Origin of the sequence: Burkholderia sp. HI4860 (assembly GCF_002223045.2) — a bacterium.
Classification (GTDB): domain Bacteria; phylum Pseudomonadota; class Gammaproteobacteria; order Burkholderiales; family Burkholderiaceae; genus Burkholderia.
Map to the genome: position 1 here is coordinate 1,571,193 of NZ_NKFO02000003.1, position 17,122 is coordinate 1,588,314.

Consider the following 17,122-nt stretch of genomic DNA (forward strand, 5'->3'; position numbering starts at 1 on the left):
GGCGAAGTCTAGTGATCGTTTGTGACAGTCAGTTGTCGCCGATGACGAACAGGCGCTGATACTCCTTCAGCGCGAAGCGGTCGGTCATGCCGGCGATGTAGTGCGCGACGAGGCGCGGCTGCTGCGCGGTGTCGTCGGACTGATACGGCGGCGGCAGCAGGCGCGGATCGTCGATGAACGCGTCGAACAGGCCGGTGACGACGCGCTGCGCCTTGCTCGCCATGCGCATCACCTTGTAGTGGCGATAGAGGTTCTTGAAGAGGAAACGCTTGAGGGCGGCCGCTTGCGCAGCGACCGTTTCGCTGTGCGACACGAGCGGCGGCGCGGCGCGCACGTCGTCGAGCGATGCGGGCGCGACACGCGCGAGATTGCGCGTCGTCTCGTCGATCAGGTCGACGATCAGCGTGTTGATGATGCGGCGCACCGTCTCGTGCACGAGGCGGCGGCCTTCGAGGTGCGGGAATTCGGCGAGCGCCGCCTCGTAGTGGCGCTGCCACAGCTCGACTTCCGCGAGCTGCTCGATCGTGATCAGGCCGGAACGCAGGCCGTCGTCGACGTCGTGGTTGTTGTATGCGATCTCGTCCGCGATGTTGGCGAGCTGCGCTTCGAGCGACGGCTGGCGGCCCTGCAGGAAGCGCTCGCCGAGCGCGCCGAGCTTGCGCGCATTCTCGCGCGAGCAGTGCTTCAGAATGCCTTCGCGCGTCTCGAAGCACAGGTTCAGCCCGTCGAACGCGCCGTAGTGCTCCTCGAGCTCGTCGACGACCGCCAGGCTCTGCAGGTTGTGCTCGAAGCCGCCGTGCTCGCGCATGCAGGCATTCAGCGCATCCTGCCCGGCATGGCCGAACGGCGTATGACCGAGGTCGTGCGCGAGCGAGATCGCTTCGACGAGATCCTCGTTCAGGCGCAGGTTGCGCGCGACCGAGCGCGCGATCTGCGCGACTTCGAGACTGTGCGTGAGGCGTGTGCGGAACAGGTCGCCTTCGTGATTGACGAAGACTTGCGTCTTGTATTCGAGCCGGCGGAACGCGGTCGAATGGACGATGCGGTCGCGGTCGCGCTGGAATTCGGTGCGCGCCGCCGGCGGTGCTTCCGGATGGCGACGGCCGCGCGACTGTGACGCATGTGCGGCATACGGAGCGAGATGGGCTTCCAGCGCCGCCAGCGTCGGCGGCTCGGCCACCGGCGCAGCTGACGCGTGGCCGGCTTCGGGCAGTGTGCTGCTGGATGTCTCGCTCACGTCTCCTCCATGTCAGGGGCGCCGGGGCATCCGGGCCGCCGTTAGCGGGTGGTCTGCGCCAGTGTGGCGAACACGGCTTCGTCCGGCGCCTGCGTGATCAGCGTATCGCCGAATCGCTTCAGCAGGATGAACTTGATCGCACCGGCCTCGGCCTTCTTGTCGACGCGCATCAGGTCCATATAGCGCGCATCGCCGAGCGCGGGCCCGCGGGTCGGCAGGTGCGCAGCCGCGATCACCGCATCGAGGCGCTGCCGCGACGCTTCGTCGAGCAGGCCGAGCCGCACCGACAGGTCGCCCGCCATCACCATCCCGCAGCCGACCGCTTCGCCGTGCAGCCACTCGCCATAGCCGAGCCCGGCCTCGATCGCATGGCCGAACGTGTGGCCGAAATTCAGGATCGCGCGCAGGCCGCCTTCGCGTTCGTCGGCCGCCACCACGCTCGCCTTGATCTCGCACGAGCGCTTCACCGCATGCGCGAGCGCAGCCGGGTCGCGACGGTTCAACGCGTCGACGTTCGCCTCGATCCAGTCGAAGAATTCCGCATCGGCGATCGCGCCGGTCTTGATGATCTCGGCGACGCCGGCCGCCAGTTCGCGGTCGGGCAAGGTCGTCAGCGCGCCGATGTCCGCGATCACGGCCTGCGGCTGGTAGAACGCGCCGATCATGTTCTTGCCGAGCGGGTGGTTGATGCCCGTCTTGCCGCCGACCGACGAGTCGACCTGCGACAGCAGCGTCGTCGGCACCTGGATGAACGGCACGCCGCGCATGTAGCACGCGGCCGCGAAACCCGTCATGTCGCCGATCACGCCGCCGCCGAGCGCGACGAGCGTCGTCTTGCGATCCGCGCGGTCGGTCAGCAGGCCGTCGAAGATCAGGTTCAGCGTTTCCCAGTTCTTGTACGCCTCGCCGTCCGGCAGCACGACCGTCGACACGCGCTTGCCGAGCGGCGCAAGCGCCGCACGCAGCGCGTCGCCGTAGAGCGGATCGACCGTCGTGTTCGTGACGATCGTGACGGACGAGCCCTTGATATGCGGCGCGAACAGCTCGGCGCGGCCGATCAGGCCGGCGCCAATGTGAATCGGATAGGCGCGGTCGCCCAGGTCGACGTTGACAGTAATCATGCTTGTAGCGGCTTGGCGATGACGCCGGCCAGTTCGAGTTGCATCAGCACCATGTTGACGAGACCGTTGACCGACGGACGGCCGGTCTCGATGACGAAATCCGCGCATTCGCGGTACAGCGGGTCGCGTACCTCGTACAGCGCTTCGAGACGCCCCTTCGGATCTTCGGTCTGCAGCAGCGGGCGGTTCTTGTCCTTGCGCGTGCGCAGCCACAGATCGTGCGGATTGGCGCGCAGGTAGACGACGATGCCGTGGTTTTTCAGGCAGTCGCGGTTTTCCGGGCGCAGCACCGCGCCGCCGCCCGTCGCGAGCACGATGTTCTCGCGCTGCGTGAGATCGGCGATCACCTGCGTTTCGCGATCGCGAAACCCGGCCTCGCCCTCCATCTCGAAGATCACCGGAATGCGCGCGCCCGTGCGGGCCTCGATTTCGTGGTCGGAGTCGAAGAACGTCCTGTCGAGACGACGCGCGACCGCACGGCCCACGGTGGTCTTACCCGCTCCCATAAGGCCGACGAAAAATACGTTTGCATGTGGGTCCCGCGCTTGCAACGGCTTCCTCTGCTTCAATCTTGCTGGTGTGTGGCGCAGCTTACTGGCAAAGCGGCTGCCTTGTCGAGCCTGCGTCGGCGGCTTCCGTCCCCGTTTTCTCGGCATCCGTGCTGACCGCGCCGCGCGCATTGCAGCGCGCATCGACGACGGTCGGCGTGATGAAAACGACCAGTTCGTTACGCTGATCGCGTTGCGCGCGGTGCCGGAAAAGCGCGCCCAGAAACGGTATTTTGCCCAAGAGCGGCACGCGCGTCACATCGTTCCGGTTCAGTTGTTCATAGATCCCGCCGATCGCGACTGTCCCGCCGTTCTCGACCTCAACGCGCGTCTGGACGTGCTTCGTATGGATCGCGGGGCCGGCCGCCGTCGGCTCGCCGATGCTGTCCTTCGTCACGTCCAGGTCAAGCACTACGCGCCCGTCCGGCGTGATTTGCGGCTCGACCTCCAGTTTGAGCGTGGCCCGGCGGAACTGCACGCCGCTCACGCCGTTCCCGACCTTCGCCTGGTACGGCAACTCCGAGCCCTGTTCGACGATGGCCTTGACGCGATCGGCAGTCACCACGCGCGGGCTCGACACGACCTGGCCCCGCCCTTGCGCCTCGAGCGCGCTCAGCTCGACGTCGAGCACACGGCTGAGCGGCGCGGCGAACAGCGTGAAGCCGGCGGTTGCCGCTTCGAAGCCGCCGAGCGGCCGCGCAGCCAGGTCGAGCGCGTTGCCGGCAACGGTCGTAGACGTGCCGCTCTCGCCCGACGGCGGCCGCTCCCGCGCCCGCAGCGCGACGCGTGCGCCGAGATTGCGCGAAAAACCCTGCTCGCCCTCGACGATGCGGGCCTCGATCCGGACCTGCCGCGACGGCCGGTCAATCGCCTCGATCAGGCTCGCGATCTGGTCGAGACGCGGCGCGAGATCGGTGACGAACAGCAGGTTCGTGCGCGGATCGGCCGCCGCGGCGCCGCGCTTCGACAGCAGGCGCTGGCCGGTCGCGCCGGCCAGCAGTCGCTGCACGTCCTGCGCACGCGGGTAGTGCAGCGCGAACGTCCGGCTCGCAAGCGGCTCGAGATCGGCGGCCCGCGCGTGCATTTCGAAGCGCTCGCGTTCGCGGGCGGCCAGTTCGACCGCCGGCGTGACCCATATCACGTTGCCCCGCCGGGTCATCGCGAGCCCGTGCGTGTCGAGCAGCGTGTCGAAGGCATCGCGCCAACGGACATTGTTCAGACGTAACGTGACGGTGCCGCGCACCTGCTCGCTGACGACGATATTGAGCCCCGTGAACCGCGCGAACGCGTCGAACGCGGCTGCAAGCCCTGCGCCCTGCAGATTCAGCGAGATCCGCCGCGTGTCGTCCGCATCGCCCGGTTGCCGGGCCGCAGCGTCGCCCATCCGGGCCGGTGGCGCCAACGGGATCGGCGGCCCCTCCAGCCCGGGTGCGCGGGCGGCGGCCTCCGCTTGCAGCGCCGCGCGAGCCGCCTGATCGAACGGCGGCGGATCGGCCTCCGTCGCTACGGTGTGATCCGCACCGTCCACCGCGCCTTGTGGCAACGGCAGGCCCGGCACCTGCGTATCCAACGATGCGGCAGGCCAGACGGCCGGCAGCGGCGGCAATGACGCGCTTGCACCGGACGCGGTCAATCCGGCCCAAACGGCGAGCACCCGGCATCCGTGCTTGATCATGGCTGCCTCCCGTCGTCCAGCGTGACCCGGTACGCGCCGTCCGCTGTCGCGAGCGTCACGGCGACGGGATCGACTCGCACCACCCGCGCGGCCCCGAGGGTGTCGCCGGGGACCACGGCCGTGAACGCGCCGTCACCGTCGTCGAACAGCGCGAGACCGGTACGCCCGTCGCGAATCGTGCCGGCCAAGCGGACAGCCGCTCCCTCCGCTTCAGACGAACCGCCCTCGCCGAACGGATCGGCGCCGGGCACGTCGGCCAGAACCGACGCGTCTCCGCCCGTGGACGTTGGCGCCGGCAACCCCGGAAACACGTCGACGGACATTTCCACGCGCGCGGCCTCCTTTCCCCGTTCGACACGTAGCGCGGACGGCACTGCCAGAACCGGGAAACGAGCCAGCCCGCCGACCATCTGCAGCAACGCGTGAAAACGGCCCTCCGCGACGATGCGCACCGTGCGCCGACCGTCCGGCACCGCGCCATCGGTGTGCAGCGGTTCGATCGATATGTCGCGCAACCCGCTCGACGCGGCGCGATTTGCCAGTTCCAGCATCAACGCAGCCCATTCCGGCGTGCGCGGCGAGCGATCGCCGTGTGCCGCCGCCGGTTGCACCCCGCGTTGCCGTTCAGCGGCAGCCAGGACGCGCCGCGCGTCGGCCTCCCGCATCTGCGCCGCGGCGAGCAGCGCGCGGCTATGCGCGAGCCCGCTCCAGTCGGCAGCATTCGCCAGATGAATGCCGCCCGCCAGCACGGCCGCGAATGCGAGCGCGCAGCCTGCGACGTGCACAGCCGCCGGCGGCACGCGCCGCATGCCGCCCCGCCATCCGTCGCCGCGCAGTGCGAACCGATGCGCGAGCACCGCCGTCATGCGCCACCTCCCGACGCATTCCGGGATGCCATCGCGTCGAGCCAGCGCAGCTGGACCGAGAACCGGAACGGCTTCCCGCCTGTCACGACCGGAGCACCGGAAGCAGGCTTCAGTGCATCGATATCGATCCGCCAGCCACGTTGCTCGCGCGCCATCCCACCGAGCCATCGCGCGGCCGCCCGGTAGCTCGCGGCGCGTGCATCGAGCACGGCACCGGCCGACGTCGTGCGCAGCGCGTCGAGCCGGACGGTGCCGTCACGCACCTGCGCCAGCGTGGCCAGCAGCCCTGCGACGTGCCGATAAGGCGCGGCGAGCGCGGCCGCCTGCGCGTCGCGTTGCGCGGCAACGGCCGCAGCCTTGGCTGCACGTGTCGCGGCCGCCACCTGCGGCTGCAACTGCCGCAGCCGCGCCTCCACACTCGCGCGCTGGGCATCCACGCGCCACCGCGCCCCGGTGGCGGCGCCCGTCCACAGGCCGGCGCCGAGCACACCGAACAGAATCGCCGCACCGCACTGCGCGGCGCGGCGACGTCGCAACGCCTGCGCCAGCCGCTCGCGGTACGGCAGCAGGTTGAAACCGCCCGGCTCCGCACGACAGGCCGTCATTCCCACACCCCGCGCAAGGCCAGCCCGAATGCGACCGCCCATGCCGGGCCGCCCGGCATGCCGGCGGCCGGGCACGGTTGCCCATTCCAGCCGGTGCAGTCGAACGACACCGCAACCGCGCCGAGCACGTCGCCAATCTCGGCGACGGACGTGTCGAAGCGGGCGATACACCGCTCGTCCCCTGACACGAGTACGCAACACACGGCCCCGAGCGCGCGCTGGCGCAATGCATCGGAAAACGCCCCCGGCACGGCGCCGGACAGCGTCAGCACCGGTACGGCCAACGGGCCGTCAATCCGCCAGCCGTGCACGCCCGAGTCATGGAACCAGAGCGCCGCATAGGGGCCCGCCTGCGCGTCGGGTTCGAATTGCGCGGCATAGCGCAGCGCGCGCAGCGCCGCGGCCGACTCGCCGTCGACCACCGTCAGGTCGACACCGGCCTGGGCGGCCACGTCGATCCGCCGTTCGAGCAGCGCCAGCGGAGCCACGGCAATCTCGATCTCGCCGGCTCCCGCGCCGCCGTCCTGCCGCCAGTCGAACGCGAGACTGTCCGGCGCCAGCCCCGAGATGCGTTCGGCCGCCTGCCGCGCGGCGTCCTCGACATCGGCCCGACCGGCCAGGTCGAGCGTCGCGGTGCGCATCTCGTCATCGTGCAACGCCATCACGCCGCGCGTGTCACACCGCACCCCGGCCGCCGACAGTCTCGACACGGCAGCGGCCAGCGCACGCGCAACCGCCGCCCAGCGCGCATCCTCCGGCCCGCCCGCCAACCCGACCGGCTCCCGCTCCAGCCCCTCGACGCACACCTCCGCGCCCCGGCCGCACCGGCTCAGCACGGCCACCCTCACCTCATCCGCACCGACGTCGATTCCCGTCGACCGTTGCCCACCCTGCGCAAACCGCGCTCGCCATCGTCCCGCCATCCCAGCCTCCCGAAATCGTCGCGGCCCATGCCGCGTTTCCGAGACCTGATTCTGCAAATCGGCGCGTGCGGCCGACAGTCGGCCTAACGGCCAGCATCCGCTCGCGACGGCCATGCGCGGGCTATGCTGGAAGCACGCCGGACCGCGTCTTCGCGGCGGGCGCCCCCCGCGTCAGGACCGGTCTTACCGGGCAGCTATAATCGCGGGACTGTTTTCCGGTATGCCTATGCAATCCACGACTCCTACGTCCCCGCCTCCCGCCCCGGAGCCGAAGAAGCGGCCCTGGTGGCAAAAAGTCCTGCTCGGATTCGCCACGATGTGCGTCGCGCTCGTCGTGGCCGGCGGCCTCGTGCTCGGCTATGCGCTCGTCGTTGCATGGCCGAACATGCCGTCGCTCGACGCGCTGACCGACTATCGACCGAAGGTGCCGCTGCGCATCTATACGTCCGATCACGTGCTGATCGGCGAATTCGGCGAAGAGCGCCGCGACGTCGTCCATTTCAAGGACGTGCCCGACTCGCTGAAGAAGGCGATCCTCGCGATCGAGGACGCACGCTTTTACGATCACGGCGGCGTCGACCTCACCGGCATCGTCCGCGCCGGCATCGTCGCGCTGACGAACGGCCATGCGTCGCAAGGTGCGAGCACGATCACGATGCAGGTCGCGCGCAACTTCTTCCTGTCGAGCGAGAAGACCTACACGCGCAAGATCTACGAGATGCTGCTCGCGTACCGGATTGAGCGTGCGCTGACGAAGGATCAGATTCTCGAGGTCTACATGAATCAGATCTATCTCGGCCAGCGCGCGTATGGCTTCGCCAGCGCCGCGCGGGTCTACTTCGGCAAGGACCTGAAGGACATCTCGCTCGCCGAAGCCGCAATGCTTGCCGGGCTGCCGAAGGCGCCGTCCGCGTACAACCCGGTCGTGAACCCGAAGCGGGCGAAGGTGCGCCAGGAATACATCCTGCAACGGATGCTCGAGCTGAACTTCATTTCGCGCGAACAGTACGACGAAGCTTCCGCGCAGCCGCTCGTCGTCAAGGGTCCGGGCCGCGATTTCAGCGTGCACGCCGAGTACGTCGCGGAAATGGTCCGACAAATGATGTACGCGCAGTACCGTGAGGAAACCTACACGCGCGGCTTCAACGTCGTCACGACGATCGACTCCGCGGATCAGCAGGTCGCGTACACCGCGCTGCGCAAGGGCATCATGGATTACGAACGCCGGCACGGCTATCGGGGGCCGGAAGGCTTCATCGAGCTGCCGGCCGGGGCAGACGACCGCGAACAGGCGATCGACGATGCGCTGCTCGAACACCCCGACAACGGCGAACTGATCGCCGCGGTCGTCACGGCCGCCAGCCCGCGCCAGATCACGGTCGCGTTCATCGACGGCAGCAATGCGACGATCGAGGGCGACAACCTGCGCTTCGCATCGGGCGCGCTGTCGGCCAATGCGCAGCCGAATCGCCGCATCCGCCCGGGCGCGATCGTCCGCGTCGTGAAGAACGACGCCGGCAAATGGTCGATCACGCAGTTGCCGCAGGTCGAGGGGGCATTCCTGTCGATCGTCCCGCAGGACGGCGCGATCCGCTCGCTCGTCGGCGGCTTCGACTACAACAAGAACAAGTTCAACCACGTCACGCAGGCGTGGCGGCAGCCGGGTTCGTCGTTCAAGCCGTTCATCTATTCGGCGTCGCTCGACAAGGGCCTCGGGCCGGCCACCGTGATCAACGACGGCCCGCTGTATTTCAGCGCCGCCGAAACGGGTGGCCAGCCCTGGGAGCCGAAGAACTACGGCGGCGGCTTCGAAGGCCCGATGTCGATGCGCACCGCGCTGCAGCGCTCGCGCAACCTCGTGTCGATCCGGATCCTGAACCACATCGGCACGAAGTACGCGCAGCAGTACATCACCCGCTTCGGCTTCGACGCCGAACGCCATCCGGCCTACCTGCCGATGGCACTCGGCGCGGGCCAGGTCACGCCGCTGCAGATGGCGGGCGCGTACTCGGTCTTCGCGAACGGCGGCTACCGCGTCAATCCGTACCTGATCGCCGAAGTCACCGATCCGAACGGCGCGATCGTCGTGCGCGCGCAGCCGCTCGTCGCCGAGCAGAATGCACCGCGCGCGATCGACCCGCGCAACGCGTACGTGATGAACAGCCTGCTGCAGAGCGTCGCGCAGCGCGGCACGGGCGCACGGACCAACGTGCTGAAGCGCACCGACCTCGCGGGCAAGACCGGCACGACGAACGACTCGCACGACGCGTGGTTCGCCGGTTACCAGCACACGCTCGCCGCGATCGCGTGGATCGGCTACGACAATCCGCGCAGCCTCGGCGATCGCGAAACGGGGGGCGGCCTGTCGCTGCCGGTCTGGATCGACTACATGGGCGCCGCGCTGAAGGGCGTGCCCGAGTTCAAGCCGACGATGCCGGACGGCGTCGAATCGCTCGGCGGCGAGTTGTACTTCACCGAGTTCGCGCCGGGCCACGGCTTCGTGTCGACGGTCGGCGTACCGCAGGCACCGGCCGCGCAGAACGTCGACGCCACCGTGCCGCACGTCGACGAGCAGGAAAAGCAAGACATCATGAACCTGTTCGCGCACTGACCACCGGCCGGACATGAAAAAAGCGCCCCGCGGGGGGTAATGCCGTTCAGTTAAGGTCTTTCCGAAGATATCGAACGGCATAACGAGCCGGAAGGGATTTGACGGCCCGATCGCATTTACGATCGGGCCGTTTTACGTTGATGAGCAGTTTGAGGTGCTCACGTAGTCGTTTCAGAACGGCGGGGAGCTTTGCCAATGCTGGCGTACGCGCGGCCCACATCATCTCGTGCTGGATAAGGTGGAAGGAGCGCACGAAACTGAGTTCGGTTGGCTCGCACTTGGCCTCGAAGGCAGCGCAGGCCATTTCGCGACGGATCAGGTTGTAGGCGATCAAAGCGCCCCAGATTTCCTGATAAAGGCCTTCGACAGTCCGGCTGCGTAGCGTCAGTGCGCTGCCAAGCATGGATTGCTTGAGCTCGCGATAGCTGGTTTCAACCTGCCAGCGACGTTCGTAGCAGGCATTCAAATCCGCCACCTTGAATCGACGTCGATCGGTCAGCGAAGTCAGCAGCACCCGCTCACGGCCCGCCGCATCAAGCACGCGAATCGCGCGAGCCATCCACCATTCAGGCAACTCCGGGCACTTCTGCCGCGCCTGCGGTGAAACACGCATTCGCACCAAGGCATCCTCGGATTTGCCAGACACGACTTCCCAGCGCGTATTGGATTTGGCGGGAATCAGGAAGTGGCGATTACGTTCGCCTGCGCTCAGGCCGCACAGGATCTCGGCGGATAGAAAGCCCTTGTCGAAGACCGTCAGCGAATGATCCGGAATCTGTTCCAGCAATTGCTTGGCATACAGCATCTCATTCGTGTCGTAGCGACCAAACGCAATGTTTGCAACGAGGTGAGTCGGAAGCGAGCTCAGGGTCACGGCTCGCACCTGCGGATAGCTCGCCACCTTGCCGCTGGCATAGCCCTGAGCGCCGAAGTGTTCGCGATTGGCCGGACTGTCTGGCGTGCGTAACGTGGTGCCATCCATGGCCCACAAGCTCAACCCCTTGAAGGCGTGGCGTGCCGCGTCTTGCTGGCACCAGGCTTGCGCGGTTCGCTCGAACAACCACGCCATGGGCGCATCACCCAATCGCTGCCGAGCCTGAGCGATGGCGCTCTTGCTGACGAACGTCGCTTCGTTGGGCAACACCAGATCCAGGCTATCGACCACCTCACTGATGGACCAGTGGCGGTAGATCGCCAGCGCGATGACCAACCACACGACTTGTTCGGCCGGTAAGCGTCGGCGACGAATGCTGGCCGTGCCCGTGGCATCAATGGCTTGCTCGATCCACTCCTGCGGCAGATGCTCGCCCAGCCGACTTAGGTCGGCGGGCGCTGCATCCAACAGGAAGGTCAGGTGGTCGCTTAGCATCGCGACCAAAGTTAACAGCTTGCCGCCCCGTTTACAACTCCAAACCCCGAAAACAAAAATGCCGTTCAGGTCTTAACTGAACGGCATTACCCCGCGGGGGGCGCTTTTTCTTTGGCACGACGCGTCGACGCGCAGCCCCGGCTTCGGCCCGAGCGGTTACGGCGCGCTGAACGTGATCGGCAGGCCGGCCTGCTGCGTCGCGTATTCGGTGAGCGCCGAGAAAAACTCGGTGCCCGTGCGCGTATCGCGCCATTCGCCGTCGATGAAACGGTAGTGGAAACCGCCCGCCCGAGCGGCGATCCACACTTCCTTCATCGGCGGCTGCAGGTTGACGATGATCTTCGAGCCGTTCTCGAACGTCAGCGTCAGGACGCTGCCGTTGCGCTCCAGATCGATGTCGTGATCGCCGTCGTTGGCGTCGTCGACAGTACGCTCGACGGCCGCCAGCACGGCCTCGGCACGGGTCAGGTATTCGGTATCGGACATGCTAAACTCTATCGGTTCAATTGTTCAGGGACGATCATGCGAGTCGTTTTCCGGATGAGCGCGATTGTAGCGGCTTTGGCGATTCTTGCCGGCTGCGGTCAAAGCGGCGCGCTCTATATGCCCACCGTGCCTCCGATGCCCAAGCCACTCCAGCAGCAGGACACACCGCCGTCGGACGTGAAGCCGACCGATGAAAACGCGTCGTCCGACAGTGTGCCCGATTCGTCCGGCACGCCGCTCACGCTGTCACCCGAACTGTCGAGCAGCGCATCGTCGATGCCTGCACCGGCGTCGAGCCCGGCCGCGAAGTAACGACGCGCCACCTGCACGGCTCACGAAACAAGGCGATGACTTCCCGTGCATCGCCTTTTGTTTTTTCAGGCTGCGCCGTCACGCGCGCACGCGCCGCCATCCCCATGCGATGAGCCGCCAGCCGAGCAGCACGGCGACGATTCCCGCATACAGCTTCGGCTGCGCCAGATTGTGCTTGCCGGCTCGCATCCACCAGAAGTGCAGCACGGCGAATAGTGCGATCGCATAGATCGCGCGGTGCAGCGTCGCCCAGTGGCGGCCCAGGCGGCGCACCATCGCGCGCGGCGACGTTGCCGCGAGCGGAATCAGCAGCACGAACGCGGCAAAACCGACCGTGATGAACGGGCGCTTGCCGACGTCCTTCAGGATCGCGACGACGTCGAACCACTTGTCGAACCACAGGTAGGTCGTGAAGTGCAGCGTCGCGTAGAAAAACGCGAACAGCCCGATCATCCGCCGAAAGCGCAGCAACGCGGCGAACCCCGTCATGCGCCGAAGCGGCGTGACGGCGAGCGTGATGCACAGGATCACGAGCGTCCAGAGCCCCGTCGAGCGCGTGATGAACTCGATCGGATTCGCGCCGAGCCGGTCGGTCAGCCCGAACAGCACGAGACGCGCGAGCGGATAAAGGCCGGCCGCGAAAACCAGCACCTTGGCCGGTGCGAGCCAGCGCGGCGCGGCGGGACGGACCGCACCCGCCCGGGCGGCACGTGCGGCACCTTGGCCGGTGCCGGCCGTGGGCGCGGCCGTCAGCGTCGAAGGGGGCATGTCGTTTCTCACCGTCGCCCTCAGAAATTCTTCTTCAGGTCCATGCCCTGATACATCGACGCGACCAGGTCGCCGTAGCCGTTGAACATCAGCGTCTTGCGCTTCGGCGTGAAAAAGCCGTCCTCGCCGATGCGCCGCTCGGTCGCCTGGCTCCAGCGCGGATGATCGACGTTCGGGTTCACGTTCGAATAAAAGCCGTACTCGTTCGACGCGTACGTGTTCCAGCTCGTCTTCGGCTGCTTGTCGACGAAGCGGATCTTCACGAGCGACTTCGCGCTCTTGAAGCCGTACTTCCACGGCACGACGATCCGCACCGGCGCGCCGTTCTGGTTCGGCAGCACCTGCCCGTAGACGCCCATCGTCAGCAGCGTCAGCGGATTCATCGCCTCGTCCATCCGCAGTCCTTCCGAGTACGGCCAGTCGAGCACGGGCGCCGAGAGGCCGGGCATCTGCGACGGATCGGCCAGCGTGACGAACTGCACGTATTTCGCGTTGCCGGTCGGCTGCACGCGCTTGATCAGCTCGGACAGCGGCACGCCGATCCACGGGATCACCATCGACCAGCCCTCGACGCAGCGCAGCCGGTACACGCGCTCCTCGAGCGGCGCGAGCTTCAGCAGTTCGTCGAGATCGAACACCTTCGGATGCAGCACCTCGCCCTCGACGCTCACCCGCCACGGGCGCGGCCGCAGCGTGCCCGCGTTCTGCGCGGGGTCGCTCTTGTCGGTGCCGAATTCGTAGAAGTTGTTGTAGCTGGTGATGTCCTTGAACGGCGTCACCTTGTCGGCCGCGACGAACTTCGCATTCGTCTTCGCCGCAAGCTTCGCGGCCCGCGCATCGGGCGACGCATAGGCGGCCAATGCTGCGCCGCTGCCGCCGAGCAACCCGCCCGCCGCCGCGAGGCCAGCCGCCTGCAATACGCGCCGCCGGTTCTCGAACACCGCACGCGGCGTGATTTCGTCGGGCGCAATATCGCCGCCGGTCAGTACGTTCCGCAAAGGGCGTTTGATCCACATCGTGCTGCTCCTCCTGCCTGCGCCGCGCGCAGTTTCATGAGCGTTCGACCCGGCCCGCCCTGCGCCGTTCGACGCCCGGACCACCCGCCCGTTACAAAAGAAAACCGCCGGGCACGCAGTGCACCGGCGGTCTCATAGTCGAACGAGCAGCGGAAATCTTACAGCTTGCCGTAGCTGTGCAGCCCGGACAGGAACATGTTGACGCCGAGGAACGCGAAGGTCGTCACGAGCAGGCCCGTCAGCGCCCACCATGCGGCCACCGTGCCGCGCAGGCCCTTCATCAGGCGCATGTGCAGCCACGCCGCGTAGTTGAGCCACACGATCAGCGCCCAGGTTTCCTTCGGGTCCCAGCTCCAGTAGCCGCCCCATGCTTCGGCGGCCCACAGCGCGCCGAGGATCGTCGCGATCGTGAAGAACGCGAAACCGACCGCGATCGACTTGTACATCACGTCGTCGAGCACGTCGAGCGTCGGCAGGCGATCGGCGAGCACGCCGCGCTCCTTCATCAGGTACGCGACCGACACCATCGCCGACAGCGCGAAGCTGCCGTAGCCGATGAAGTTCGCCGGCACGTGGATCTTCATCCACCAGCTCTGCAGCGCCGGCACGAGCGGCTGGATCTGCTGCGCGTCGCGCGCGACCGAGTACCACATCAGGAAGCCTACGGCCGCGCTGATCACCAGCAGCACGAACGCGCCGAGCGCGCGCGTGCCGTAGTGGCCTTCGTAATACAGATAGAGCAGCGCGGTGATCAGGCTGAACAGCACGAACACTTCATACAGGTTCGATACCGGAATGTGCCCGACGTCCGAACCGATCAGGTAGGACTCGTACCAGCGCACCATCAGGCCGGTGAAGCCCATCAGCACGGCGACCCACGTGAGCTTCTGGCCGATCGCAGAGCCCGACTCCGAGCGCGCGAGCAAGCCGATCCAGTAGAAAATCGTCGCGAGCACGAACAGCGCGCTCATCCACAGGATCGCCGACTGGCTCGACAGGAAGTACTTGAGGAAGAACGCCGAATCGGCGCGCGCGAGATCGCCCTGGTAGATCTGGATCGACAGCAGCGCCAGCACGGCGATCGACGCCATCATCAGCCGCGCGGGCTTCCAGCGCCAGCCGAGCGCGATGAGCGCCGGCACGGTGCCGATCATCACCGCCTTGTCGTAGTAATCCATGTGCGCGTTGTAGTGCACGAGCGCATAGCCCGCGCCCACCACGAGCGCCAGTGCGAACAGCCAGTCGAGCAACGACAGGCGCGCGAGGAACGGACGGTCGTCGAACAGCGGCGCCGTCACCGGAGCCTGGGCCGACGCCCGATGGGAAGAGGAGACTTGCGTGAGATCCATGATGTTACCGGGTGGAATTCTCGGAATCGGAACCGTCGCCGGCAGGCGGACGGGCCGTCGATGCCGCACCGGCCGGCGCGGCGTCGCGAGGTGCGGCGTGCAACGCGGCACCCGCCGCGTCGCGCGTCTGCACGAACTCTTTCTCGAAATCGAAGGTCTTGCGGGCCGTGGACATTGCCATCACCACATCGACGCCCGAACCGGCGTCCTTCAACCAGAACCAGAGGCGCCGCTCGCGCACGTAGAACATCGAGAAGATGCCGGCGACCAGCAGCAGGCTGCCAAGATACACCAGATTCTTGCCGGGTGCGCGCGTCAACTGAAATACCGAAGCTTGCACCTGCTTGAATGAGTCAAGCTGCAAATAGACCGGCGATCCATACAAAAAGCTGTCGGATAGCGCATTGATCGCGTTCTGCACGAAGCGGATCGTGTCGGTGCCCTGCTGCGCCGCCGGCTCGCCCGCACGCTCCCGCGCGATCTGCCAGACCTCCCACATCGACCCTTCGAGCATGCGCAGCAGCAGGCTTGCGGCTTTCTCCTGCTCGGCCTTCGGCACCGAGCGGTCGATGAACGTCGCCACCGCCTGGAAGCCGCCGATCGGCTGGCCATCGGCGCCACGCCCGACGCTGTCGTCGCCCGCCGCAAAAAGGGTCAGCACCTTCAGCGCGCTGTCCTGCAGGCGGCTGCGCAGCGATGCGTCCATGCCCGGCAGCGAACGCTGCGCGAAGCGCGCAGCGGCCTCGGCGCGCGCGGACGGATCCTCGAGCGCGGCACGCAGGTGCATCCATTCGCCGATCGAATCCTGGCTGTCGGCCGGGATCCGCATGTAGCGGAACGGGTCGTTCGGGCTCGCACGCACGCCGGCGAGGAACACGCGCTCGCCGTTCATGTCGACGGGCAGCATGTAGTTGTTGAATTCGCGCGCCTGGCCGTCCTTGCCGCGGATCTTGTACTGCACGGACGGGCCGATGTTGTGGAGCTGCGTCGGCTTCGACGTCTTCGCGCCGGAGCCGAGGCGTTCGTCGAACGCTTCCTTCAGCGAGCTCGTCGTCGCGACGCCGCGCACGTCCGGCTTGCCGTTCGCGTCGGCCATGTTCTCGACGTTGATCGCACGGAAATCGGAGAACTCGATCGTGTCGCCGTCGTTGCCCGGCATCTGCAGCGGCGCCGAACTGCCGATCGTCCCCTTCACGGGGAAGGTTTTCGCGTTGCCGCCGGTCATCGGGTAGGCCGTCATCTGCATCTGCGAGCCGCCGTCCTGGAAGCTCGACTGGTAGATCGACACACCCTTGTACGTGAACGGCTTGTTGACCTCGACGCGCGCCGGGATCTTCTGGCCGGTCTCGCGATCGATCACGACGATGTCGCTCGCGAACAGCTTCGGCATGCCCGTCGTGTAGTAGTCGACGATGAATTTGTTGAGCTGGATCGAGAACGGCAGGTCCTGGATCAGCGAGCCGCTCGGCTGGTTCAGGATCGCGGTCGACACGAACTGCCCCTCGGGCACCCACGCGTAGCCGCGGAACGTCGGGTTCGACGCGGACAGGCGATGGTCGGGCGAGATCTCGCTGATCGTCGCGCTCGTGTTGACCGGGCTCTTGCCGAACATCCACATCTGGAATTTGATCGGCAGGTTGCTGTCGAGCAGGCCGCCGATACAGATCACGACGATCGCGAGGTGCGCGGAGATGTAGCCCCACTTGGTCATCGCACCGCGCTTCGCGGAGATCAGCGTCGCGCCGTCGTTCTCACGCACGATGTGCTTGTAGCCGGCCTTGGTGACGAACGTCGCGAGCGTCGCAGTGACCGTCGCGCGCGTGCCGGACGTCGTGTACTCGGCCTTGTGGTGGAAGGCCCGCAGGCTGCCTTCGCGAACCTTGTCCTTCCAGCTCTTCGCATCGGCGAGCATCTTCGGCGCGTTGCGGATCACGCACAGCGAGATCGACACGACGAGGAAGATCAGGATCAGCATGAACCACCACGCGCTGTACACGTTGTACAGGCCGAGCGAGCGGAAGATGTCCGCCCAGAACGGCCCGAACTGGTTCACATAGTTCGGATACGGATCGTCCTGGGTCAGGACCGTGCCGATGATGCTCGCAATCGACAGCACCACCAGCAGCGCAATCGCGAAGCGCATTGAGCTCAGCAGCTCGACCGCGCGCTTGGACGCACCCTGACCCGACTTCGACTGCAACCCCGACGTGGTAACGCTCATTCAAACTCCGACTCA

15 protein-coding genes are annotated in these 17,122 nt (G+C 66.8%); 2 read left to right on the plus strand and 13 right to left on the minus strand.

All coding sequences use genetic code 11. The features are described from left to right. Window positions 1-28: 28 nt before the first annotated feature. From CFB34_RS22545 to CFB34_RS22575, 7 genes are all read right to left on the minus strand, one after another. Window positions 29-1,213, minus strand: coding sequence for a deoxyguanosinetriphosphate triphosphohydrolase (locus CFB34_RS22545; protein WP_241025923.1), 1,185 nt, complete (start codon window positions 1,211-1,213; stop codon window positions 29-31). Between the two features lie 65 nt (window positions 1,214-1,278). Then, window positions 1,279-2,358 carry a 3-dehydroquinate synthase gene (gene aroB / locus CFB34_RS22550; protein ID WP_089439053.1) on the minus strand — a complete coding sequence of 360 codons (1,080 nt, stop codon included), beginning with the start codon at window positions 2,356-2,358 and terminating at the stop codon, window positions 1,279-1,281. After that, window positions 2,355-2,909 carry a shikimate kinase gene (locus CFB34_RS22555; protein ID WP_089424313.1) on the minus strand — a complete coding sequence of 185 codons (555 nt, stop codon included), beginning with the start codon at window positions 2,907-2,909 and terminating at the stop codon, window positions 2,355-2,357. The genes aroB and CFB34_RS22555 overlap by 4 nt, the downstream gene beginning before the upstream one ends. A 40-nt stretch (window positions 2,910-2,949) precedes the next feature. Further along, window positions 2,950-4,581: a type IV pilus secretin PilQ gene (gene pilQ / locus CFB34_RS22560; RefSeq protein ID WP_089439052.1), complete on the minus strand. Its 1,632-nt coding sequence runs from the start codon at window positions 4,579-4,581 to the stop codon at window positions 2,950-2,952. After that, entirely contained in the window at window positions 4,578-5,447 is an 870-nt protein-coding gene (locus tag CFB34_RS22565) for a pilus assembly protein (protein WP_089439051.1), read from the minus strand. Before CFB34_RS22565 ends, pilQ begins: the two co-directional genes overlap by 4 nt. After that, window positions 5,444-6,052, minus strand: a complete 609-nt coding sequence (locus CFB34_RS22570) for a fimbrial protein (RefSeq protein WP_089439050.1) — start codon at window positions 6,050-6,052, stop codon at window positions 5,444-5,446. The genes CFB34_RS22565 and CFB34_RS22570 overlap by 4 nt, the downstream gene beginning before the upstream one ends. Next, the gene (locus CFB34_RS22575; protein ID WP_089439049.1) at window positions 6,049-6,975 is read right to left on the minus strand and encodes a competence protein ComA; all 927 of its coding nucleotides are present in this window, start codon (window positions 6,973-6,975) and stop codon (window positions 6,049-6,051) included. The genes CFB34_RS22570 and CFB34_RS22575 overlap by 4 nt, the downstream gene beginning before the upstream one ends. 220 nt (window positions 6,976-7,195) lie before the next feature. On the opposite strand from CFB34_RS22575, the gene CFB34_RS22580 reads away from it, so the two are divergent. Further along, window positions 7,196-9,586 carry a penicillin-binding protein 1A gene (locus tag CFB34_RS22580; protein WP_179243602.1) on the plus strand — a complete coding sequence of 797 codons (2,391 nt, stop codon included), beginning with the start codon at window positions 7,196-7,198 and terminating at the stop codon, window positions 9,584-9,586. Window positions 9,587-9,632: 46 nt separating this feature from the next. Here the strand turns inward: CFB34_RS22580 and CFB34_RS22585 are convergent, their stop codons facing one another. Together CFB34_RS22585 and cyaY are read right to left on the minus strand one after the other, a co-directional pair. Then, window positions 9,633-10,955 carry an IS4 family transposase gene (locus tag CFB34_RS22585; RefSeq protein ID WP_089439146.1) on the minus strand — a complete coding sequence of 441 codons (1,323 nt, stop codon included), beginning with the start codon at window positions 10,953-10,955 and terminating at the stop codon, window positions 9,633-9,635. A gap of 156 nt (window positions 10,956-11,111) precedes the next feature. Next, on the minus strand, window positions 11,112-11,441 hold the full coding sequence (cyaY, locus tag CFB34_RS22590) for an iron donor protein CyaY (protein WP_069246934.1): 330 nt from the start codon (window positions 11,439-11,441) through the stop codon (window positions 11,112-11,114). 36 nt (window positions 11,442-11,477) lie between these two features. On the opposite strand from cyaY, the gene CFB34_RS22595 reads away from it, so the two are divergent. Further along, window positions 11,478-11,753: a lipoprotein gene (locus CFB34_RS22595; protein ID WP_089439047.1), complete on the plus strand. Its 276-nt coding sequence runs from the start codon at window positions 11,478-11,480 to the stop codon at window positions 11,751-11,753. A gap of 78 nt (window positions 11,754-11,831) precedes the next feature. On the opposite strand, the gene msrQ is transcribed toward CFB34_RS22595, so the two are convergent. The 4 genes from msrQ to CFB34_RS22615 form a co-directional block, all read right to left on the minus strand. Then, a complete protein-coding gene (gene msrQ / locus CFB34_RS22600; RefSeq protein ID WP_089439046.1) occupies window positions 11,832-12,521 on the minus strand; it encodes a protein-methionine-sulfoxide reductase heme-binding subunit MsrQ in 690 nt (229 codons plus the stop codon). Window positions 12,522-12,541: 20 nt separating this feature from the next. After that, window positions 12,542-13,537: a protein-methionine-sulfoxide reductase catalytic subunit MsrP gene (gene msrP / locus CFB34_RS22605; RefSeq protein ID WP_089439045.1), complete on the minus strand. Its 996-nt coding sequence runs from the start codon at window positions 13,535-13,537 to the stop codon at window positions 12,542-12,544. 158 nt (window positions 13,538-13,695) lie between these two features. Further along, window positions 13,696-14,886, minus strand: coding sequence for a c-type cytochrome biogenesis protein CcsB (gene ccsB / locus CFB34_RS22610; protein ID WP_089460168.1), 1,191 nt, complete (start codon window positions 14,884-14,886; stop codon window positions 13,696-13,698). Between the two features lie 4 nt (window positions 14,887-14,890). Beyond that, entirely contained in the window at window positions 14,891-17,107 is a 2,217-nt protein-coding gene (locus tag CFB34_RS22615) for a cytochrome c biogenesis protein ResB (protein WP_089439043.1), read from the minus strand. Window positions 17,108-17,122: the final 15 nt, after the last annotated feature.

Coding starts and splice junctions, on each gene's coding strand:
- ccsB (WP_089460168.1), bottom strand. CDS start 14,886: ATGGATCTCACGCAAGTCTCCTCTTCCCATCGGGCGTCGGCCCAGGCT.
- CFB34_RS22585 (WP_089439146.1), bottom strand. CDS start 10,955: ATGCTAAGCGACCACCTGACCTTCCTGTTGGATGCAGCGCCCGCCGAC.
- msrQ (WP_089439046.1), bottom strand. CDS start 12,521: ATGCCCCCTTCGACGCTGACGGCCGCGCCCACGGCCGGCACCGGCCAA.
- CFB34_RS22580 (WP_179243602.1), top strand. CDS start 7,196: ATGCCTATGCAATCCACGACTCCTACGTCCCCGCCTCCCGCCCCGGAG.
- pilQ (WP_089439052.1), bottom strand. CDS start 4,581: ATGATCAAGCACGGATGCCGGGTGCTCGCCGTTTGGGCCGGATTGACC.
- cyaY (WP_069246934.1), bottom strand. CDS start 11,441: ATGTCCGATACCGAATACCTGACCCGTGCCGAGGCCGTGCTGGCGGCC.
- CFB34_RS22615 (WP_089439043.1), bottom strand. CDS start 17,107: ATGAGCGTTACCACGTCGGGGTTGCAGTCGAAGTCGGGTCAGGGTGCG.
- msrP (WP_089439045.1), bottom strand. CDS start 13,537: ATGTGGATCAAACGCCCTTTGCGGAACGTACTGACCGGCGGCGATATT.
- aroB (WP_089439053.1), bottom strand. CDS start 2,358: ATGATTACTGTCAACGTCGACCTGGGCGACCGCGCCTATCCGATTCAC.
- CFB34_RS22570 (WP_089439050.1), bottom strand. CDS start 6,052: ATGACGGCCTGTCGTGCGGAGCCGGGCGGTTTCAACCTGCTGCCGTAC.
- CFB34_RS22575 (WP_089439049.1), bottom strand. CDS start 6,975: ATGGCGGGACGATGGCGAGCGCGGTTTGCGCAGGGTGGGCAACGGTCG.
- CFB34_RS22595 (WP_089439047.1), top strand. CDS start 11,478: ATGCGAGTCGTTTTCCGGATGAGCGCGATTGTAGCGGCTTTGGCGATT.
- CFB34_RS22565 (WP_089439051.1), bottom strand. CDS start 5,447: ATGACGGCGGTGCTCGCGCATCGGTTCGCACTGCGCGGCGACGGATGG.